Source organism: Arthrobacter ipis (assembly GCF_014694315.1).
GTDB classification, from domain to species: domain Bacteria; phylum Actinomycetota; class Actinomycetes; order Actinomycetales; family Micrococcaceae; genus Arthrobacter; species Arthrobacter ipis.
Genome location: NZ_JAAOXD010000007.1, coordinates 458,893 through 479,981, shown reverse-complemented (window position 1 = coordinate 479,981; position 21,089 = coordinate 458,893). Strand labels below are relative to the sequence as shown.

14 protein-coding genes are annotated in these 21,089 nt (G+C 59.1%); 4 read left to right on the top strand and 10 right to left on the bottom strand.

What is annotated here, in order from left to right:
- Positions 1-102 precede the first annotated feature (102 nt).
- The 10 genes from pglZ to G9E11_RS17100 form a co-directional block, all read right to left on the bottom strand.
- Positions 103-2,586, bottom strand: a complete 2,484-nt coding sequence (gene pglZ, locus G9E11_RS17140; protein ID WP_190607907.1) for a BREX-1 system phosphatase PglZ type A — start codon at positions 2,584-2,586, stop codon at positions 103-105.
- Positions 2,579-6,043 carry a BREX-1 system adenine-specific DNA-methyltransferase PglX gene (pglX, locus tag G9E11_RS17135; RefSeq protein WP_190607905.1) on the bottom strand — a complete coding sequence of 1,155 codons (3,465 nt, stop codon included), beginning with the start codon at positions 6,041-6,043 and terminating at the stop codon, positions 2,579-2,581. The genes pglZ and pglX overlap by 8 nt, the downstream gene beginning before the upstream one ends.
- Positions 6,043-9,558, bottom strand: coding sequence for a BREX system P-loop protein BrxC (gene brxC / locus G9E11_RS17130; RefSeq protein ID WP_190607902.1), 3,516 nt, complete (start codon positions 9,556-9,558; stop codon positions 6,043-6,045). Before brxC ends, pglX begins: the two co-directional genes overlap by 1 nt.
- Positions 9,559-9,566: 8 nt before the next feature.
- A complete protein-coding gene (locus G9E11_RS17125) occupies positions 9,567-10,178 on the bottom strand; it encodes a DUF1788 domain-containing protein (protein WP_190607900.1) in 612 nt (203 codons plus the stop codon).
- The gene (locus G9E11_RS17120) at positions 10,171-10,791 is read right to left on the bottom strand and encodes a DUF1819 family protein (RefSeq protein WP_190607898.1); all 621 of its coding nucleotides are present in this window, start codon (positions 10,789-10,791) and stop codon (positions 10,171-10,173) included. Before G9E11_RS17120 ends, G9E11_RS17125 begins: the two co-directional genes overlap by 8 nt.
- Positions 10,788-10,979 carry a helix-turn-helix domain-containing protein gene (locus G9E11_RS17115; RefSeq protein ID WP_190607895.1) on the bottom strand — a complete coding sequence of 64 codons (192 nt, stop codon included), beginning with the start codon at positions 10,977-10,979 and terminating at the stop codon, positions 10,788-10,790. Before G9E11_RS17115 ends, G9E11_RS17120 begins: the two co-directional genes overlap by 4 nt.
- 223 nt (positions 10,980-11,202) lie before the next feature.
- Entirely contained in the window at positions 11,203-14,322 is a 3,120-nt protein-coding gene (locus tag G9E11_RS17110; RefSeq protein ID WP_194718322.1) for a DEAD/DEAH box helicase, read from the bottom strand.
- 101 nt (positions 14,323-14,423) lie between these two features.
- Positions 14,424-15,056: a DUF7255 family protein gene (locus G9E11_RS21700; protein ID WP_422652888.1), complete on the bottom strand. Its 633-nt coding sequence runs from the start codon at positions 15,054-15,056 to the stop codon at positions 14,424-14,426.
- Positions 15,056-15,769, bottom strand: coding sequence for a TY-Chap2 family putative peptide chaperone (locus G9E11_RS17105; protein WP_190607891.1), 714 nt, complete (start codon positions 15,767-15,769; stop codon positions 15,056-15,058). Before G9E11_RS17105 ends, G9E11_RS21700 begins: the two co-directional genes overlap by 1 nt.
- Before the next feature lie 188 nt (positions 15,770-15,957).
- Positions 15,958-16,626: an NUDIX hydrolase gene (locus G9E11_RS17100; protein WP_311764400.1), complete on the bottom strand. Its 669-nt coding sequence runs from the start codon at positions 16,624-16,626 to the stop codon at positions 15,958-15,960.
- Between the two features lie 93 nt (positions 16,627-16,719).
- Here G9E11_RS17100 and G9E11_RS17095 point away from each other — a divergent pair, with 93 nt between their 5' ends.
- From G9E11_RS17095 to G9E11_RS17080, 4 genes are all read left to right on the top strand, one after another.
- Entirely contained in the window at positions 16,720-17,682 is a 963-nt protein-coding gene (locus G9E11_RS17095) for an ARPP-1 family domain-containing protein (RefSeq protein WP_190607887.1), read from the top strand.
- On the top strand, positions 17,679-19,154 hold the full coding sequence (locus G9E11_RS17090; protein ID WP_190607884.1) for an ADP-ribosylglycohydrolase family protein: 1,476 nt from the start codon (positions 17,679-17,681) through the stop codon (positions 19,152-19,154). Before G9E11_RS17095 ends, G9E11_RS17090 begins: the two co-directional genes overlap by 4 nt.
- A 77-nt stretch (positions 19,155-19,231) precedes the next feature.
- Positions 19,232-19,405 carry a sigma factor-like helix-turn-helix DNA-binding protein gene (locus tag G9E11_RS17085; RefSeq protein WP_190607882.1) on the top strand — a complete coding sequence of 58 codons (174 nt, stop codon included), beginning with the start codon at positions 19,232-19,234 and terminating at the stop codon, positions 19,403-19,405.
- A gap of 37 nt (positions 19,406-19,442) precedes the next feature.
- The gene (locus G9E11_RS17080; RefSeq protein ID WP_190607880.1) at positions 19,443-20,981 is read left to right on the top strand and encodes a TY-Chap domain-containing protein; all 1,539 of its coding nucleotides are present in this window, start codon (positions 19,443-19,445) and stop codon (positions 20,979-20,981) included.
- Positions 20,982-21,089: the final 108 nt, after the last annotated feature.

The following is a 21,089-nucleotide window of genomic DNA, read 5'->3' as shown; positions in this document are numbered from 1 at the left end:
AGGCAACAACACCCCAGCCAACCGAGCCCCAACAACACCCACCAACTCAACCCGAACACCCGCAGCAAACCCACGCAACAACGACAAATCCATTCCTATCCCCTATAAATCGAAGTCACTGGTGAACGAGCGGCTGAGCTTGAGTGTTCTTGATCGGTAAACGCCCCAGTGTGTGGTCTTGGGGGTTTTGGACATGAGCCGTAGCTCGACGTTTTCCTTCATTAGGTCGTCAGCGTCCTTACTCAAGACGAGCTGGAGAGAAACCATCCGCTCCCTCTTGTCGAGGCTGGTCAGGTCGAAATCGTGAATGACTTCATTCGAGATGAGCCGGTCGCCGAAGTATAGGCCCACCTTCAGTTGCCGCGCCTGGACTTTGTCGCTGACGGCATCTTTTTGGAACAAACCGACCACGAACTGGTTGGTTGTAATCGAGTCCTTTTCCTGCATGATGTCGACGTCGACGAGTGACACGTCACCTGCCTTCTTCTTATTGACTCGCAAGACGGGCACAACAATTTCCTGCAGGGACGCGCCGCCATGGACAAAACGAGCGCCGGCTCCTTGACGTTTCAGTCTTTTGATCGACTTCGGGATTTGGATTTCAATGTCTCCCTCGAGACCAAGCTGCGCGGAAGTGAAGGTCCGGAGTCCATGCAGAGGCTTGAGGTTTCGGCCAAGCACGAACCGGCGGTTCTCGAAGAAAAATTCGTCTCCCTGAGGAGTCTCGGACAGGAAGTCACTGGTCTCAACGGGCTTGTCCTGATAAATGAACCCGTGGTCCGCGGTAATCAGCATATTGCTCACGTTCGCGCCGGCCGCCTTCTTGACCAGGGAAACCAGGTCAACCAATGCTTGCTCTGCTGCCTGGAACGCCGAGGTTTCAGTAGCGAGCTTGTCGCCGGTGTGGTCAATCGTGTCGTGGTAGATGTAAACGAGCTGGTTGTCCCTGAAGAGCTCCCTTTGCTGGTCCCGAGTAAGGTCGACGAACGAGGTTGCCTTGACGGCTTTGCCGGCCATGCTCGACAGGATTTGGGAACGATTTTCCGTGCCGCCGGATGGTGCGCCATTAAGGAGCACTAAAGCGTTCTTTCCGGCTTGCTGTTCAAGCTTCGTGTGCGGCAGCAATGACGCCATACCCAGCTGGGTGTAGCTCGGAAGCACGCCGAGTTGAGCTTCCAGGACGGCATCGTAACCGTTTTCTTGGCGGATACGGGAGCCGAGCTCTTCCGCGACTTCGTAGCGCATGGCGTCGGAAATGATGACGCAGACCTTGTTCTTCTTTGTCAGCTGCGGCCGGACATACTTTGTGAAGAAGTCTCGCTGCGATGGAACGACGGCAGATTGCCACTGTTCCAGCGCGTCAACACGCACCTGCCACGAGTCGTTCAGTGGAATCAGGAACTTGTTTGAGTAGTGGCTTTCGACGACGTCGCGAAGCTTCTCAAGAGGCTTGCTGAAATCGGTCTTACGCACACGGTAGATGAACCGCCTGTACAGGCTGTCGATCTGCCACCAGGTCTGCGAGTACTTTGTCAGTCCATCGTCGAAGGAGTTGATTTGCAGCTGGAGAGCGTCAACTTCCTCAAGGAGGGCGACGCCGATCTCGATAGCGAGGTAGACGTCCTGGTATTCCTGCCACCAGAGTGATCGCCGGCGGTGGCGCAGGACGTTAGCAAAATCCTTACTGTTGAGGCCCTTGTCAGCGGCCAAACGGGCAGTCTCCGAGAGGATCTTCTGGTCGGCCACTTCGAAAGCCAGATTTTCGAGCAACTCGTCGTAGGGGGTGCTCTCGATGGTCTTCTCGACCTGGAGAACGTTCGAGGCGTTGCTCGACAGCGCGGCAAAGGTTTGGGCGTGGCGTATATCGTGGCTCCAGGCGCTGAAGAACAACCGCGCATTTCGGGCCCGCTGCGCGTTCTCGGGCTCGAAGCCAGGAAGGGTGGATTTGAAGAGCCAGAGGGCGAAGTCCTCCAGACTTGGTTCAACCGACTCGTAACCGTAGATCGTCCGGAGCCCATCGAAGAGGAAGCCAGTCAGATTGCATTCCGCGATTGCCTTTATCCGGCCGTCCTTATTTTTAGCAGAGTCCTCCAGCAGGCTCCCAACAATCTCGTCCAACCGATGGTCAGAAGCGTTGCAGCAGACGGCCAGCATCTTTGCTCTAACATCAACAGTGGAATCCTTACCTCCGAGCAAGCCTTTCAGTGTCCGCCGTTTCGTATCATCGGCGAAGAAGGCAGAGTGCTCTGACACAAGGTACCTAAGCTCCGCCGGCAGGCCGCTGACATCCGCGGCGAGGTCGATCTTGTTGGCACTGAACTTTGCGTAGAAAAGTTCAACGTCGAACAGCCAGTTGTCTATCCCTTCTTTCACATCCCCGGTTCGATAAAGGACATAGCGTGGCACGGGGTTTCCACGGAGTGCCTCGAACTTCCGCGCGAACTCGTCGTTCTTGATCTCGCGCTTTTCAACCCCGTCCTCTTCGAACGCTGCGAAGTCCGTTTGGAACTCTCCGAGGGGATCGTTCCACACGACAATACGGGATTTTTTAAGTGCCGCGCTGAGGTGCTGGTGAATCTCACTCATTGGCTTCCAGTCCCACAATTTTCTTCAGTGCCGCTCCAAATTTGGGGTAGTTGACCTTCACCCCGTCGTCCAGATCTATCTCGATCTGTTCCGTTGCCAGCGGGTAGAGCACGTTCTGCTCCCACTCCTCCAGCTCCAGCAGCACCTTTCCGATCTGCTCGGATTCCTTTCGGGCAACCGTCTGCTCCTTCACCGACGACAGCGCGGACGACGCCACCTGGTCCACATGCAACCGGCGGGCCCGCAGCTTCGCCTGGAACTCATGCAGATAATCGTTCAACACCACACTTACCGTGTCCGGCCGGTACCGGTGCATATAGATCAGCGCATTGAAGGAACCCTTCGGCGAGGAAAACAGCCAGTAGATCGGACGCTTCTTGTACCGCCGTACATGGTCCTTATAGAAGTCCTGCACAAAATACTTCCGGATATCCTTCCCCAAGGACTCCTCGACAAAGCGAAGGTTCTCCTCAAAGTATTCCTCACCGAAGGACGCTTTCAGGAAGGCACGGAACCGCTCAACAATGTCATCCTCAAACCAGGCATCAGACAGCACCGGCAGCACGTTGTCTTTATCCGGCATGAACGACGGCGACGGCACCATCGCCAAATACTCCGCCAACGTGTCACCCTGGTTTGCCAAAACCAAGCCAGGAATGTCAAGACTGTATCTGCCGAACATGCAACCGACAGAGTATGAAACGAGATCCTGTATCGAGCGGCGCAGGACGAAGTCGTTTCGCTCAGTCTCGGTAGAATTCTTTCCCAAATTGAAAGCGGGGTTGCAAGACAAAGTTACTTCATGCCGCGCCACTTCGATATCGATTGAGCCGTCAAGTTGAAGCGCCTGCGCCACCGCGGCATTATTGCGTTGTTCCAGATCCAAGTATGTCGAAGTTAACTGATCAGAGAACTGAGCATATTCATCGACAGCGGAGCGCACGGATCGATTCCTATCCGGACTGATTAGGAGACCTGGGGAACGAAAGGAACGATCCACCTCATCTAGAGCTAGGTCATCACGACTCAACTGGACCAGATCACGAGCATATTTCTCATTTCCGCACGTAATATGAGGGAGCCTTAAAATGTCACCCGTCTGGAACTCAATCGTCGGATTAATTGCCTTTAGCAGATACGTAACCGGTTTCGATGCGAGGTAACCCAAGAGCCCAAAAATTTCGTCCTCGGAGGCGAAGCATGACGAGCCCTTAGCATCGAAGATGGCACCTTGTTCGGAATACCGGATACCAAAATAAGATGAGCTTGTTGCCGTGTACGTAAGAGAGGGCCTAAAATAAAACTTTCGACTGCGTGGATATGCCCTTCCGGTGTCCAAAATATCGGCACCCGAGTTCATCCAGTTGACGTAATATTCCCTATTTCCAAACCACTTACGGTATTCGCCGCCTTTATTGTAGGGAAACCATTTCTTTCCACTTAACAATGCCTGAGTTTCGTTGGTCGCATTTGTCAAAGAATCTCGCTCAGAAACCTCGAACCATCTACGAAGGAAACGGTCATTGTTACCGGTGGTCATCCCTCCCGTCACCACGATGTGATCTGACAGCGGAGGAAAGTCAACAAAGGCGCGCATCACGGCGGGTGGAAGCCAGTATGCAATGGGCTTCCCGGGAATTGCATCAAAATCACTAGAACGTTTCTGACTGGCCCTTTCGTTTGCGACCGGGAAGACCCGTGGCGCTCCTCCATCCAGATCGCGGAGAGTGACAAATTGAAAGTCTGCCAGCAATGAAGGGACAGCGGACTTGGTCCATACACTGGCAGCAGTCCCAAACGCTATCCCCATGACCATGTTGTCCATGTGAACAAGACACTGAAGTGTGGCGGCAAGGAGTAACTTCTCCCGGAGCTCTCGATAGGAGCTCAAGAACATCCAGGATTGCATGGTGACCATTGCCGAGTATGCCGATGTTTGAGCAAATTCAAGCCCCCTTTCGACGAACATGGCAAAGAGGTCGGACTTCGAATCGGGGTATTCACGTTTGGCAAACTCGGCGAGTTTGGGTCCCATGTTGCCGGAGCCCATGTAGGGGGGGTTGGCGACGACCACGTGATACCGGGTCGAGAGATACTCCGACTGCCGGATCACCTTCCCGGCACGTTCCAGGACATCCCCACCGAACAGCGTCTGCGCCTCCCCCAGCGACTCCACATGCGCCTTCAACGGTTCGATGAGGTCCTGGTTCGGGCGAATCAGGGACCCGAACGTATCCGCTTCCTCAAACGCCTGCCAAAACACTGTCTCCGCATGCTTATCCCCGCCCCGTGTCAGCAGGGTGTCCAGCTCGTCGGCGGTTAAATGAACCGGTTCCAGGACGCAGATGTTCGGCTCCGCACCCTTCCCCGGGTTCAGGAACGACTTTTGCCTGCCCCGAGCCTTCATCACCAGCGCGAACGCCGCCAAAGCACCCGCCCGCGGATCAATCTCCGCCCCAAACAGGTTGTGCTTCAAAATCAGCCCCGGAATATCCGACGGCGCGTACCCGGCCTCCTCATACATCAAAAACAACAGATCAAACGCATACGTGAGCATGTGCCCGGACCCGCACGCAGGATCCAGAACCTTCAACTCCTCCGGACCACTGATCCTCAAAAAGTCTGTCTCCGGCTCCACCGGAGCAATGTAATACTCCATCCGCGAAGCAAGCTCCGAGCCCGGGTTGTTCAAAAGCCACAACCGGCCTAGCGAGTTCTCCACCAGATACTTCACAATCCAGTGCGGCGTAAACAACTGAGTCGCCGCCGGGATCTCCAACGCCGTGGCCTTCTTGTTCTTCTTAAACCCCGCGAAAACCTCATCCTTCCGCGCAGCAATATAGAACTGGTACAACCAACCGATCACCTCAACATCGGCACACGCCTCCGGCGTCAGCGTCCGCACAACCCGGGCCACAATCGACCGCTCCGAGAGCAGATCGTCCGGCACCAGCAACTCCGTGAAATCCCCCGACCGCTCAAACATAAACGGCATCGGGCCCGCCCAACGATTGCAATACGCAGCCAAAAGAAGCTTGTAAGCCTCCCCCTGGCCATCACGGGACACCACCGACCCGGACAACAAACCGATCACACGGTCCCGGACCTTCTCCCCCACCACACCAGCATCAACATGACCGGCCTTCGCATCGGCCAGCACCTCAGGCTGCCCCGTCACAGCACCCCCGGCAGGAGACACCACACCCACACCCGTATAACCATTCACGTCCATAAACCGCAACGCCACCAAACGGTTGAACCACGTATACGCCACCTGATCCACCACAACATCACGGCCCAACCGCGCAATCACACCCTCAAGACGCCGCACCGCCTCAGGAAACTCCACACGCTCCACAGAACCAGGCAACAACACCCCAGCCAACCGAGCCCCAACAACACCCACCAACTCAACCCGAACACCCGCAGCAAACCCACGCAACAACGACAAATCCATTAGGGGGTCACCTTGGTTCCGTTAGTGATTTCTGCTGTCAGGGCACGGCGAATGGCATCTACGAAATCCTCGATGTCAGCCGCCGTTTCAATAAGCTGGATGTCGGAGTCTAGTTCCAGTGATCCGAAGGACACGATCTTCACTTCCGTCTGGGGATTGCCGCTTTCACCTGGTGTCCCCTCAGAGGGTTCCTGCACCGGTTTCTGGGCCAAGATCTGGAATAACGCTGGCTTGACGTCATCATGGAAAGCGCTCACTTTGCCTTTTAGAGTGACAATTTGCTTCTCCGTCGCAATCCCGTCTTTGAAGTTCTGGACACGACGGCGAACGGTAGCCTGAGCCTCCGCTGTTGCCTTTTCAAAGTGATCGCTGGCGGTGACCGCCGAGGCTGCCTTTTCGACAGCTTGCTGGGTAGCCAAACGCGCTGCGCTGACGGCCGCTTCCAGTGCCGAGCGCAGCTGCTGGACGTGGGTGTTTAGCGCGGGCATCTTTCCGCCGCGGAAGATCGTGGGATCATCCAGGAGGTTCTCAATGCGCCCGGGCAGCTCTGACTCAATCTGCGCCATGTTCGATTGCTCGCCCCTTAGCAAGGCTGCAGCGTCGTCGTATATTTTCTTCTGCTGTCCGTTAAGGAAGCTTTCGATGGGGTCGATCAGATCCGACTTAAAGTCTTGCAGCTCATCCATGTGGGCGCGGAATGAGGTGAGGTACCAATCGTCGGCTTGACCGCACACCTTGGCCAGCGCCTCTACAGCCGCCGAAAGAGAGTCCATGAACGGATATTGGAACAACGACTGGTCGGACTTGAGCTTGTCGTGTAGGGATTGCAAACGGGCTTTGGTGGCTGCGGCCAGTTCCAAGGCGTCAGCGGTCGGCTGGGGTTCAAGGAAAAAGTCTTTATAGAAGTCAGCCAACGCGCGGACGTCTGCCGACCGGTAAGCAACCGGAACGGTCAAAACGAGGACGGGGAAACGCGCGGTGTTTTTCAGATCTGACCCGGCCTCCGTGCGTGCTAGCTTCACGCCGTCACGGCTCACGGCAACTTTGCCTAGTCCTATCAACTTTGCAAGCTGCACCTGAATAGCAACGGTCGACCACCCGTACGGCTTCTGCATAAAGTGCTCATCGACCGACTTCACAGTGACCTTAGCCGCCTGGGAATTCTGCAGAGTGATCCAGTTCAGGATTTCCTGCTCACCTGCCGAGACCATTTGTGCGGCATCGCTTTCGAGCGCACCATCAAGAACTCTAAGGTTCTTCTGGATCTGGTCATCGGTGAATTTAGTGCTTCCAAGCATCGAGAGCATCGGATAGGTCCGGGCAATGAGATCCTGGAATGCAAGGTCAATTCTCGCTGCCGGGTCTTCTGACGCCACTCCAATTTCCGAAGCGTTGGCTACCAGCGTCGCCTTGGCAATCAGACTCCGAAGGCGCCCAACCACTTCCTTGCGCCGCTCCGCAAGCTGCCGCCCTTTGACTTCCAAAATGTGCCGCACGGCGTCGGATTGCTGGCTGGAGCTTTTCAGTCTGAGGTACTTCTCAGTCCTGAGGTACAGCCGCAAATCAGCCATAAGCCGACCGTCGTCGGCGATGACTACGCGGAGCTCGTCCTTGCCAGAGCTGTGAGCCTTCAGGGTCTCAAGCGAATCAGCGTACTCATATTCCGGGCTGATGAAATGGAGAGTCAGCTCCTTCTGCTGGCCATACGGGCCGTCATCGAGACGAACACCGAACGGGAAGTCTTGCCCGTTTGAGACGTAGCGAACCTTGGATGATTTCAGGATGTCTCCGGTCAGGAACCCTGCAAACTCCGACCCGAACTTGTTCGAGTCAAGCTCAACCGACTTGATCTCCTGCTCGATGTCCTTTTCGTCGCTCGTCAGGTACTCATAAGTCGAGCCATTGAGCTGGATATACGTTTGCTGCTCCAGCAGGTTTAGCGCGTCCTTCACCTTGTTCGCAAACTCGACCATGTTTAAGCCGAACTTGCTGTACATGAGGATGGTGAGATTCCGGGGCGTCGCCTTAAAGTCCGGCACATACTTCACCAGGAAGAGCGCCTTGAGCAACTGGACCGCAAACTGGTTCTGCTGGCTAAGGTGATCCTCAGCGGTGATGATGGCACCTTGAAGCTGCGACTTCAGGGAGTGCCGAATTCCCTCAAACATCCGGTCGAAGGTCGCAAGCTCGCCCACCGGAGTGTTTTTCAGTTGCTGGATGACATCCTGGAAGACACCGAGCATCGACCTGGCTCCGACAGCCAGGTTGTTTCCCTCGAACGCGTTGTGAGCAGAGAGCCCTTTGAGCGCGTCTTGGAACAGCGTGTACTGGTACGTGATGAACGGATAGCTGGACGTGAAATGTTCCTCGTCCTTGAAGATGCGGTATTTACGCGAACCGTCAGCGAAATCAAAGAGCGTCTTAAAGTTATTGGCTTCGGCCGCGTAAATGCCGCCGAGATGGACCGATCCGGTGGCGGTCTTCTCCAGCAGGCGCTTTTGAATGACTTCTTCCACATCTGCGCTGGTGAGCTTGACACGGTTCTTGAAACGTGCCTGGATCTTGGAAAAGTCGTTGCCCTGCTTGCTAGTCCGGTCGCCGATGACGGCGTCGACGTCCTCTTGGGAAGTAACCAACACCCAGGCGCGTCCATTGCACTTGGTAGCGAGGGTCTCAGCGACAGTCTGGAGATTGAGCATGAGCTTTGTATTGTCAGCGATGAACTGTCCGACCTCGTCAACAAAGAAGTTAAGGCGGTAGTCGCCCTCCTTGCTGTCCAGCCATTCCTTGACGTCATTTGCAAAGTCTTCAATAGAAACGCTGTAATCCGCCCGGTACTTCGAAAGAATCTGTGTAGGCGCTGTTTCGTCCTGGCCCGTCACCCGCGCGTAGGCCTTGGCGATATTGCCCTCTTGCAGGATGCCGAGGGTACGCCCCTCGTTCCATGTCCTGGAGGAGATCTCTTGGTAGGCGGACTTGAAGCTCTCAAAGAGCCCCTCTTTAACGAGGTCCCTCTCGAATTTCGCGACGTGGCCAAGCTGTCCGTAGAAACCGCAGGACTCGTTGAAAACTTTGACGAAGACGCTGAGCAACGCATCGGGCTGGTCTTTGCTCTGCAACGTCGCCTTTTGGTCGATGTTGAAAAGGATGCTCTTAGCCGGAATCTGCCGGGACTTCTCGATGGCAGCACGCAGAATCGCGTTGCCGTCAGTCTTCTGGATGAAACTTCCCACTACCTGATCCCGCGATACCTTCTGCCCATCGACGTCGCCGAGTAGGTGAGCCAACATCTTAAGCATGTGTGATTTTCCGGACCCGAAAAACCCAGAAACCCAGGCGCCGTTCGCACCCGCATAGTTGTTGTAGGCATCCAGGAGGGATTCCATGCGCTGACTGGCCTCGTTGGTGAGAACGTATTCACTTACTTCGGTGCCAATCTGGGACTCGTCGTCGGCTTTGACGACGCCCTCAATCGTTCGTGAAATATCCTTGGCAAAAATGTCATGAAGCTTCATTGTTCCCCCTAGTTAACGTGGTAGTCGAAGATGTTGAACGCGCGGTAGTACTGGTCATCTGTGAGCTGCCCAAAGAGCACCAACGAGGATCCCTGAGAAGCTGATTGACGATACTCGCCCGGGAAGAACATCAGCATCGGTTTGTCTTTCGAAATGCTCAGCAAATTGTTCAGCACGGTATGGGATCGTATGTAGGGAAAGACCTCACCGATCCCGGTAAGGAAAAAGATGTCGTGGGGCGACGTGAGCTTCTCCCTTACGCGCGGAGCGAGCTCATGCGCGGGATCGAAGACCTGCTGAAACAGCTCTCGAAACTCGTCCTTGGTGTGCTGCGGCTCAATTTCCAAGACGCTGTCCCACAAGTCTCGGTCCTGAAGAATCTCCACTGTGAGGTCGTAGAGATTGATCTCCAGAACTTCGATGCCCTCGACCTTGAGGCGGTTCTGAAGGCGTTTCTGAACTTCCTCCATGGCGAGAGCCTCAGCTGGAGCGAAAGGACAGATGAAGAAAGGGACTTCATTCCCGGGCACTTTGTTCTCAAGGAAGCGTCGGCTTGTGAGCGCCCTGAGCAGGTGTTCCTCCCGCTTCGCAAGCGGCATATCTGAGACCTTCTTATGCATGCATCAAACCTTCAATCTCGAAGTCCCTCATTGGGTAGACCAAGAACGATCCCTGGCCGCGTCGGCGTAATGCTGTCACGACCCTTCCTCCTATCACTTGAGGAAGGATAAGGCCTGCCTCTGACACTATCTGCGCTTCTCTGAGCATCCTGAACAGATTCTGGCGAAGCTTGTTCTTCGTAGAGGGTTTCAGCTCCTCGAGTTCACCATGCCAGAACGACTTTTTGACGAAGAAGGTGTCAAGGTCTTCAGGTCCAAGCTGACAGTTCATAGACAGGTACCGTTCCCTAACTACTTCTTCAGCGAACTCAGCCACGAAACTGTACTGGAGGCAGATCGCAAGCCAAACGAGCTGATGGCGCTCGGCCGCGTTGCCGCTGACTATGATTTCCAGTTCCGAGTCGCTCAGCATACTGACACGGTCCATCGCCTCTCGGCTGATTCGCAAGACCGCGGAAGCCGTGGGCTTTTGGATGAGGTTGTCTGCTCTCACGGCAGCTCTCGCCTTTTTCCAGTCGCGCAAACGCAGATATTCCGCAGCGATTACTCGGCACTCGTTGGCTAGGAGCCCCCCCGTTGTAAACGAGAGCTTATAGCGTTCCGTCTCTCTCAATCCGACAGTCCGCCTTCGGCCGCCCCGCCGGCAATGACCCAAGTATCTACATCACTGAGCTTGAACTTCCAGAGTCGGCCGACGCGGTGAGCCGGCATGTCCCGCTTCGCGAGCCAGGCGTAAACGGTGTCTTTGCTTACGCCGAGGTGTTCGGCCACGTCATCGACGGACGACCAGGGCTCAGCCATTGGAACGCGACTCGGTTGTTTGCGGCATAGGCCCGATCTTATAGGACGAAGTCTGATTGGCTGGTCGTTCCGCTCCCCACAGCTCTTGCACGCGAAGCCCAACGAATAACGAAGCCCCACGAATAACGCTGGAGAATCCCTTCGTTCCTTGAGAGCTCCGCGACTACCCGGGATAAGGACAGGTTGCAGATACAACCCTGCTTCGTCGACCGGGCTCACGTCCTTACTGCGCCACGGCCGCCGCACTAGCGAATACATCTCCGGGCATCGGGCGTTGCACTTTCCAAGTAATGGCAATCGGCTTCTCGCCGGAGTGCTGCACATAGTCCACCTGACCCAAGCACGTGTAGGGAACAGTCAATCCCGTCTCGTCCTCGGCGGTGTCACGGGTGAAGAGGAGGATGTGTGACTCGTGCTTCAGCCTGTCCAGGTACCGCTTGCCTGTAGGGCTGCTGGGCGAGGTCGCGTTCTGCGACTCCCAGTGGAACAGGTCGGGGCTGATGGCGTAGTCCTTGTACATCGTCGTGGCCGAGTGGTTCTTGTCGTCCTTGTTCAGGGTCACAAAAAACGCATCCGTGGCCGTTGCCGGGCGCCAGGCGACGCCTTCGCGATGCTGAACGTTCTTGCCAAGCGCCAGTGAACCGTATTGCAGGGCAGCGAGGATCTCTTCACGCCGATACGTGGCATGGGTGAGCAGCGGGATGTGCTGTAACCCCGCGCCCAGGCTCTTGGCGGTATGCTTGGATGCTGCCACTCCCAGCTTCACCAGCTGGCGGATTTCTCTACACACAAACTGGTAACCGCGCAGATGATTCAAGCCGGCATCGTACGTCTGAAAACCGCCGCCGTCATCCCACAGCGTGTAAAAAAGCATGCGGGCGAACGTTTGCTCTCGCGGGCCAAGCTGCGCATAACTGGGGGCATCTGGGCTAACAAGCATGGAATAAGCATCCGCACGCTCTGGGTCGTCCACATGAATCAGCCGGACCATGCGCGCGAGCAGCTTCTTCTCGGCGTCGTCCGACAGATCATGGATTATCCCGCTGAGGACTGTTTCGAGCGGGGAATAGCCCTCGATCAGCCCGGCCTGGCGGAGGTAACCGGTCCAGGAGTCCTTCGTGGAACGGTAGATGGACTTCAGCTCACTGCCAGATTTTTCCAGGTACGCTTCCAGCTCTGTTTCCGCGTACGAGGCAATGTCCCGTACCAGCTGAGCCCTGTTGAACCGCAGCTGCGCCTTGATGTTCTCGAGCACCACACCCTGCGCCACCCGGTCCAGCACGATCTGCGAGCCGGACGGAAGGAAGGGGAACTCGTCCTCCACAGCCTTCTCCAGCTCCTTGCGGCCGTAGCCAGTCAGGGCACGGTACCTCAGGTCGAAGCGGAACTCACGGCGCTGCTGTCCAATGAAGTCCAGCACCGTGAGCACGGACTTGTCGCCGGCGCGCCGAAGCCCGCGGCCAAGCTGCTGGAGGAAAATCGTCGCGCTTTGTGTGGGTCGTAGCAGCAGTATGGTGTCCACCTCGGGCAGATCCAGACCCTCGTTGAACAGGTCGACGGCGAAGATGCAGTTGATCTCGCGAGACCGCAGCCGTTGCAGCGCGAGGGCGCGTTCGGCGTCGTCCGTCTTGCCCGAAACCGCAACGGAGGCTATCCCCGCCCGGTTGAAGACCTCAGCCATGTAGACGGCGTGCTGCACGGAGACGCAAAAGCCAATGGCCCGCATCTCGGCCGTGCCGGTGACCTTGTCCCGCAGCTCCCTGATCACCTTGCCGGCGCGGGCCTCGTTGCCGGTGTAGAGGGCGTCGAGCTGACCGACGTCATAACTTCCGCGTTTCCACTCCAAGCGGCTGAGGTCGACATCGTCTGAAACCCCGAAGTAGTGAAAGGGCACGAGCAGATCTGCGTCGAGAGCGTCCCACAGCCGCAGCTCGCTGGCCCGCCGCCCATCAAAAAACTGCTTGGCAACGTCGACGCCGTCGCCGCGCTCAGGTGTAGCTGTCAGGCCGAGAAGTTCCTCTGGCTGGAGGTGGTCTATGAGGCTCCGGTAGGTGGGTGCCTGGGCGTGGTGGAACTCATCGATGACGACAACATCAAAGTCCTCAGGCTTGATCTTGTCGATGCCCATCGCGGCGAGGGACTGGACGCTGGCGAAAACGTGCTGCCAGTCCTTTGGTTTGTGCTCGCCGACGAACAATTCTCCAAAGGAACCCTTCTGCAGCACGTCGCGGTAGGTGCGCAGCGATTGTTTGAGGATCTCCTGCCGGTGTGCCACGAAGAGCAGGTTCAGCTCCCTGCCCGCCGCTTCGCACAGCCGTTTGTAGTCCAGGGCTGCGATGACCGTCTTGCCCGTGCCAGTGGCGGCAACGAGCAGATTCCGGTGGTGGCCCTTGTCCCGCTCCGCTTCGAGGTCTTCAAGCATCTCGACCTGGTGGAGGAAGGGCTCGACTTCAAGTCCGGTTGCGGCATCCGGCGCAGCTGTGAGTTTGCCGCCGTTGCGCGCAAGGGCGGCGTCCAGCCTGTCCGCGTCCCGGGCCGGGTCGTAGCTGTGGAAGGCACGCTGTTCCCAGTAGCTGTCGAAGGTTACCTCGAACTTCTTCAGCAGGTCCGGTGTGGCGACAGAGCTGAGACGGACGTTCCATTCCAGCCCGTCCAGAAGGGCGGCGCTGCTGAGATTGGAGCTGCCGACGTAGGCAGTGTGGAAGCCCGAGTTGCGGCGGAAAAGCCAGGCTTTGGCGTGCAGGCGGGTTGAGTGGGTTTCGTAGCTGATCTTCACCTCCGCGCCGTAGCGCTGGACCAGATGATCGATCGCCCGGCGCTCTGTGGCACCCATATAAGTGGTGGTGATCACGCGAAGCTTGACGCCGCGGTCCTTCAGCTGTTCCAGGGCTGGCTCAAGGAGCCTCAGCCCCGTCCAACGAATGAAAGCGCATAGCAGGTCGACGGTGTCTGCCGATTCGATCTCGGTACGTAGCTCTGCGGCGAGGTTCGGCTCGTCCTTGCTGTTCGTTAGCAGGGCGCTGTCTGAAAGCTTCGTAGAGGGACGGCGAAGCTGCCTGCGCTTTAGCGTGTCAGGGCGGTGGAGACCGTGGAGTTGGGTCGGACCTTCCCCGATACGGTCGTGGTGCTTTACCTCTTGGAGGAGCTTGTTTACGAGGGCTACGCGCTCACTGGGTTTGGCGGCTACGAGAGCCTGACGAACAGCGTCCGCGACGTGGCGGGAGAGGACGTCCGGGCTGTCATCCGAGCCGATATCCGCGAAAATTGGCTGCAATTGAGCCGCTCGGTTTAAACGTATGCCGAGCGACTCAGTGTTCAGCAGTTCGTACAGCCCCTCGGGCAGTTGGTCCGCCGCCCCTCCCCCAATGAAATTAGTCACTGCGCCAGGGTACGGCACAACGGTCCTGGCCCGGGACTTCGCGACGAGGGCCACGGAGAAAACTTTTAGGGGCGAACCGCAGTTGTTCGAGCGGCGAGAAATTCATGAAGAGCGGATTCCGCGACTCCCCTCTTTCCGGTCAATAGATCATTCACACTGACGCCGGCTATGACGTCGTGGATGGACAACCGCGCCAGGCGGTGGTGGCGGCTGTGTACCGCGAAGGCATCCTTGATGGCATCGTAGAGAGCCCGCTGTTTCCACCTTGGAGCGCCTCCGGAGGCGAGTTCTCCAGGAGAACCACCTGTCCCGAACATCTTGACGGTGGATGCAGACGACCACTTCCCGCCGAGTCGGCCCGCTTTCCTGCACATGCTCTCACCGTCGAGACAGTACCGATGGTAGTCCGTCGTCCACGGAAGTGCTGGGGACCACGGTACGTCCAGTGTCAAAGCTCGATAACGGTTAAAGTGCAGATCCTCATCTAGTTCAACGAGCAATCCATCAGCGAAGGCGTAATCCCAGTCACCGGGCGCCAAAACTGGAAAGTCGAGAACACCGCCAAGGTGTCGATAAAGCCGCAGAAGTTCACGCTGAACCGCTGCAGGGAGGTCCGTCAGTCTCGCGCGCGGGATTTTTGTTTGCTGTCCGTGCCTTCCCTGGAGGAGGGCAGATAGCGCGACTTCCCGTGCACCCATCAGCTGCCTACCTTGGCGAGCGTCGCCAGCATACTCACCGCCAGCGAATTCAGGTTTCTACCAAGGAGGTTGAAGTGCGCCATCAAAGACAGGGGAGGCCGGTCGTCCGAAAAGTGAAGAAAAGCGTCTCGGTCTAGGGCACACACTTGAGAACCGTTCTTGCTCAACACCCAAAATCCTGCAGCCGCCGGCCCGAAGTCGTGTCGCCCATGACGGGACTCATGCTTATCCAGGGCTGTTGGAAATTCATCCAAGAAATCAGTAGATGATACAGATTTCGATTCGGCATCGTACATTCCGCCGGAAACAGCCCACCATGTGTCCTTGGACCAGATGCTGTCTCCGATAATCTTGGCAATCAGTCTGTAAACGAGGGCTTCTTCAGTAGTTTCAAGTGCGTGGTGGGGAGAATAGCGGCCCATAGCCCCCTCGATCGCAGCCACCGCCTCCTTAGGAGTCAGCTCTAGAATCTGTTTCCATGCAAAGCCCCAAGCCGGCTTCGAGCCGCCATCCACTACCGCACGCTTAGGGTCCTCGTCGGAAAGAAACGCGAGCAACTTCTGCGATTCACGCTCGAAAATTCCGAGTGTTTCGTCTAGTCCCTGCGTAGAGATACAAGTGAGCAGTTCGAGCCCCTTGTGTCGGCGAACTATCTCCGAGGCCAACCACCATGAATGCGCCGTTCGGGTCTTCTTGTTTAGCGATGACTGCATAAGCAGTCCACCTTTCAGAATCGTCTCTTGGCCGGATCCAGGCTTTGTGAAAGCATAGATTGCGAATATGCGGTATGTCACATGTCTGCAATAGTAGATATACGTTCCCCGCTATGGGGAGAAAGCAACCGCGATAAACTTACCCTGTCTCCCGAAAACAAGCTGAATCGGTACTAGCCCGGGCAAAGCTACGCACTCCGCCGCCACAACCGCGACGGCCTCCCCCGCGTCCCGTCGGACATCTGCCCCGTTCCGGCCAGCTGCGGCTCCATGAACCGCCGAAAGGTGTCCCGCATCAGGGAGGCACCGGCCACCACCTCATGCAGGTCCCGCAGTTCCTTCAGCGTGAACGGCTCCTCCAGCAGCGTCCCAGGATCCGGGGCCTCCGCGTAAGCATCCCGAAGCCACTCCACCGCCTTCGCCACAATCTCGGCATGCCCGTACGGCAGCCCGGCGACCACCTTCGGTTCCCCCACCACGGAAGCCAGCCGGACGCCGTCGGACTCCAACGCGTCCTCCAACTCTGCCAGCGGCACCACATCCACGTGCGCGACCGACAGCACCCAGCCCCGATCGTCCCGTTCCGGGTCGTCGAAGACCTGCAGCTGCCGGGGCACCTGCCCCGAAATCCCCGCCTTCTCCCGCAGGGACCGCAGCACCGCGTCCGCCAGCTTCTCCCGCTCGCGCAGGAAGGTGCCCGGCAGCGCCCACTCGCCGTGATGATGCTCCTTGCCGCGTCGCACCAGCAGTACCTGGAGTCGGCCATCGGCGACGGTCAGCACCGCGGTGTCCACCGCCACCGACGGCCTTGGGTAGTCGAGCAGGGAGGTGGTGGGGGCATCCTTCGAGGTCTTCACAGAACTATTTATCTCAGTATTGCGCAAAAGATTCAAGCGGTGCATACTGATCTTAATTAGCTCAGATCCGAGCTAAAGATTCTGGAGTTCATCATGAAGGTTCAACAGCTCCACGTCGGGGTCGGCACGGCGCTGGGCCCGATCACCCTCTTTCCGGTGTGGACCGGCGGTGCGGGCGAGCTCGGTATCAGCACCGGCACCCACGCCGACGTCGCCGTCACCGAACTGGCCAGTGGCCCGCAGGTTCCCCGGCTCACCGTCACCAACAACGGGCCGCGCCCGGCCCTGCTGCTCGAAGGCGAGCTGCTCGAGGGCGGCCAGCAGCACCGGACCTGCGGCCGGGACGTCGTCCTCGGCCCCGGCGAGACCCGCGACATCGACACCTATTGTGTGGAGGCCGGCCGCTGGGAAGGCATCCACAGCCACCGCCGCCAGGCCCGCCGCGCCCCGCTGAACGTCCGGTCCGAGCTGGTCGCCACGCCGGCCGACCCGGGCGGCGCCGACCGCCAACACCGTATCTGGAACCGGGTCAGCCGCTTCGACGCCGCCCGGGGCCGGTCGGTGACCAGCTCGCTGCTCGAGCACATGGACCGGTTCACCGCCGAGCCGCGGGCGAAGAACCGCTTCGGATTCTCCGACGCCCCGGCACCGCTGGAAGGCCAACGCGGCGTGGTGATCGGGCTCGGCACGCGGCCGCTCCTGCTGGAGGTCTTCGGCACCCACACGCTTTTCCGCCGGAACTACCGCCAGCTGGTCGAATCCGCGCTGCTCGACCTGGAGCTCCTTCCCCCGCACGTGATGGCCTCCGGGCCGATGCCCGGCCAGCGCGCACGCGACTTCGCCGCCGCGGTCCAGGCTCTGGAGTTCGGACCGTTCGACGGCGGCCTGCCGGCGCTGGAGGTCCGGAACCACGGCGCGCTGCGCAGCCGGAACATCAACCGAACCGCAGGACATGTCGCGGCGGCCGGCATCGCCGTCGAACTCCCCCGCCGCGAACCCGAGCTGGCACACCTAACCGGCTGGAACACCAAACACCCCCTGATGGAGATCGCATGAAACTGAACTCAGTACAGAACGACCGCGCCGCCGGCGTCCTCGTCACCCTCGCCGCGGGAGACGCCCTCGGCGCCGGCTACGAATTCGGCGCCCCGCTGCCGGACGGAACCCCGGTGAGCATGAAGGGCGGCGGACCGTTCGGCTTCGCCCCCGCCGAATGGACCGATGACACGTCCATGGCCGTCGCGATCGCTGAGGCGTTCCTTGACTCCCTCGCGGCACCCGGCTCCCCTCCCCCGCTTGACGGGACAGTCCGGGCCTGGGCGGCGTGGGCGGCGGACGCCAAGGACGTGGGGGCGCAGACCAGCGCCGTCATCGCCGCGGCGCGCCGTGCAGCCACTGCGGCGGGCCGCAGCGACGTGAACGCCGCAGACTTCAGCTCCGCAGCCGCCTCGTTCCACGCCCGCACCGGCCGCAGCGCAGGCAACGGCTCGCTCATGCGCACCGCTCCCCTGGCCCTGGCCTACCTGGACCGGGACCCGGAGGAACTCATGGCCGGGGCCGCGGCGGTCAGCGCCCTGACCCACACCGATCCCGACGCGCAGGAGGCCTGCGGCCTGTGGTGCGTCGCCATCCGGCAGGCGGTGCTCACCGGCGAGCTGGACGTGCGGGCGGGGCTTGTTTTCCTGCCTGCGGGGCGTGCGGTCCTCTGGCTGGAGCGGATCGAGGCGGCCGAGCGGTCGCGGCCGCGGGACTTCGCCCGCAACGGCTGGGTTGTGGAGGCGTTCCAGGGAGCGTGGAGCGCCATCCACTTCACTTCCGGTTCGGCTGCTGGCCCCGCGCATCTCCGGGCTGCCCTGGAGGAAGCCGTCTGGGGCGGCCGCGATACAGATACGGTCGCTGCCATCGCCGGCGGACTGCTCGGCGCCGCTTACGGCTACTCGGCCGTGCCGTTCGAGTGGCGCCGGCACCTGCACGGCTGGCCGGGACTGCGCGCAAGGGACCTGATGATGCTGGGCATGGAGCTCGCCGCCGGTGGCGGCCGTCTCGTTGATTCTTGGCCGCGGGCGGTCACGCACGACTACAGCACGTTGGGACGAACTGATGCGCTGGTCCGGCACCCGCACGACGACGGCGTCTGGCTGGGCGGGGTGCGTTCCGTCGCCCGGGCGGCGGAGTTGGGGATCGACGCGGTGGTGTCCTTGTGCCGGCTGGGCAAGGAGGACGTTCCCGGCGTCGCCGCTGCGGACCATGCGACGTTCTGGGTGATCGATTCCTTTGATGCCGGGGCCAACGCCCATCCGGGCTTCGTGCTCCGCGAGGCGGCGGCCGCCGTCGAACGCTACCGGGCGGAAGGCAAGACGGTCCTGCTGCACTGTGTGCGGGCGGAGTCCCGGACGCCGACAGTAGCTGCCCTGTACGGGGCGAAGGTGGCGGGTCTGTCCCCGCTGCGAGCGCTGGAAGACGTGCGGCGGGTCCTGCCTGGAGCGCGACCGAACCCGTTGTTCATGCAGCTGCTGGGCCGTCCGTAAACCCCAGCCGGCGGCGCGGCAGCTAATCCTGCATCACAGTTGCGAAATTGTCCGACCCTACTGGTAAGAATGTGACCATGACAACAACTCCTGAACTCAGCCGGGAGCAGCGAGACGCCGCGATGGTGGAGCGCTATTCAAACGGTGAAACCCTCGACGCCATCGGGCAGAGCTTCGGCGTCACCCGCGAGCGCGTCCGTCAGATCACCGACGGGACATGGCTAGACGCTGTCCGTTCAGTTCAGAAGTAGAAAGGATGTCATGGAGGCAACTAATTCAGGCCCTGTCATGAGTGGCATTATTCCTCCACCCGGCTGGTTCGTTGATCCCGACGCGTTGAGGAAGGCTTATCGGAGCGGCGATCCGTTTCGAACACTCGCGGCAGCATTTGGCGGCAGCGTCAATGACATCTCCTACACGATTACCGACCAGTCAGATTCCGGAGACGACCTCGAGCGGGCAAGATCTATTCAACGGCGAAGCCTTGCCACCACCGGGGCGCTCGCTCGCCACGAAGATATGGTCGAAAGGCTGTATGCAGCTGACATTTCCAGGGAAGACATACCGAAAGTTCTGTCAGCCCTCGGCATCAATGTGGATAACGACATCGCCGTCGAACTGCTGCACATTCCGGGTGTCCCGGGAGGCCAACTTGAAGAACGCCTCCCCCCGCGACGGCTGGGCGACAAACTCAGTCTGCTCTACATCACGGGCAAGTATCACGGAATTGAACCGGACTACGAGCTCGCGCTGGGCAAGGTTTCACTGAACGCTGTAACCAAACTCAGGGAGCTTTTGCACCCGGCCCTCCCTTACCGGCGCCTCGCTGAGATCTTGGCAGTCATAGAAACAACGGCACTCGCGATCCGGGCCCGAACGATCACGACACTCGCCTACGCCGATTACGACGCGACAGTCGAAACGCACTCCCGGCGCCGGGTCACAGCCACAAACGACCCCGATGACCCATGGCCGGTTCCAGCATCCATCCTCCGACGACGGTACGGTCATGGATTCTGGGAGGTAGCACTGAGAACAGTGGGTCTGCACCTTGGCTCCGGCGAGGACCGTTTCAGCGAGCTCGATTATTTTGAGGCCCTCGACGGCTATACCGAAGAATGCATGGAATTCGAGTATCCGATGGACATCGAAATCTACGATCGTTGGGTCATTGCCGAAACGGCGATACGTCACGAATGCCCCTCAGCGGTGGAATTGATCCGCCGTTATGGGAGCTGGGCTGCAGCGCTGGAATCCGTCCTTCCGCCGGAGAGCCAGGAGGAAACGAAACCAGACGACGGGGAGCCTGAGTACGTTGACTACGATTCCGGCTGGGGAACGTTGGAGGAGCTGGAGGAATGGGAGCAGAACCTGGACAACGACTGGCGGGCCGCCGGGAAACTCATAGGCCAGCTCGTTGAAGCTATGCCCGCCGATTCTTTTCTGCATATACGGTACGCCACCCCCGCAGGTCGACAGCCCGCTCCTTACGCACGTGCAACGACTGGGTCCGAAGGGGTCTACTGCGAAATTGTCTCGGATGCCGGTCTGACCCCGCACCAATGGCGCCTAAGCACGCATCGCTTGTCCGATGACGGCTGGTCGGCTCCAAACGAAAATAACGCGAACTGGCACAAGGCGGGCGTGCCCCGTACTGAGGCCGCTGCCCAAATCCTCAATGGAATCCGATTCGGCCGCGTACCTGTGGAGGCAAGCGAGCTGGTGTGGAGCGTCGGGCACGTACCGGTTGGTTGCGCCCCCGCCGGCGGCGTGACGGTGGACGCTGCCCTTAGAGGAGTGGTTCAGACCGTGCGAAATGCCAGCTGAATAAACCGCGAAATTAGGACGATAGTTGTGGCCGGACTGAAGGCCTAGCTGAAAATCTTTCGTGACTGGGCGGAGCGCGATATGCGCCTGATTGACGTTGCATCCGCG

Bases quoted from the DNA above. Each gene is read 5' to 3' on its own strand.
- G9E11_RS17125 (WP_190607900.1), bottom strand. From the start codon at position 10,178: ATGCATAAGAAGGTCTCAGATATGCCGCTTGCGAAGCGGGAGGAACAC.
- G9E11_RS17115 (WP_190607895.1), bottom strand. From the start codon at position 10,979: ATGGCTGAGCCCTGGTCGTCCGTCGATGACGTGGCCGAACACCTCGGC.
- G9E11_RS17085 (WP_190607882.1), top strand. From the start codon at position 19,232: ATGACAACAACTCCTGAACTCAGCCGGGAGCAGCGAGACGCCGCGATG.
- brxC (WP_190607902.1), bottom strand. From the start codon at position 9,558: ATGAAGCTTCATGACATTTTTGCCAAGGATATTTCACGAACGATTGAG.
- pglX (WP_190607905.1), bottom strand. From the start codon at position 6,043: ATGGATTTGTCGTTGTTGCGTGGGTTTGCTGCGGGTGTTCGGGTTGAG.
- G9E11_RS17095 (WP_190607887.1), top strand. From the start codon at position 16,720: ATGAAGGTTCAACAGCTCCACGTCGGGGTCGGCACGGCGCTGGGCCCG.
- G9E11_RS17080 (WP_190607880.1), top strand. From the start codon at position 19,443: ATGAGTGGCATTATTCCTCCACCCGGCTGGTTCGTTGATCCCGACGCG.
- G9E11_RS17090 (WP_190607884.1), top strand. From the start codon at position 17,679: ATGAAACTGAACTCAGTACAGAACGACCGCGCCGCCGGCGTCCTCGTC.
- G9E11_RS17105 (WP_190607891.1), bottom strand. From the start codon at position 15,769: ATGCAGTCATCGCTAAACAAGAAGACCCGAACGGCGCATTCATGGTGG.
- G9E11_RS21700 (WP_422652888.1), bottom strand. From the start codon at position 15,056: ATGGGTGCACGGGAAGTCGCGCTATCTGCCCTCCTCCAGGGAAGGCAC.
- pglZ (WP_190607907.1), bottom strand. From the start codon at position 2,586: ATGAGTGAGATTCACCAGCACCTCAGCGCGGCACTTAAAAAATCCCGT.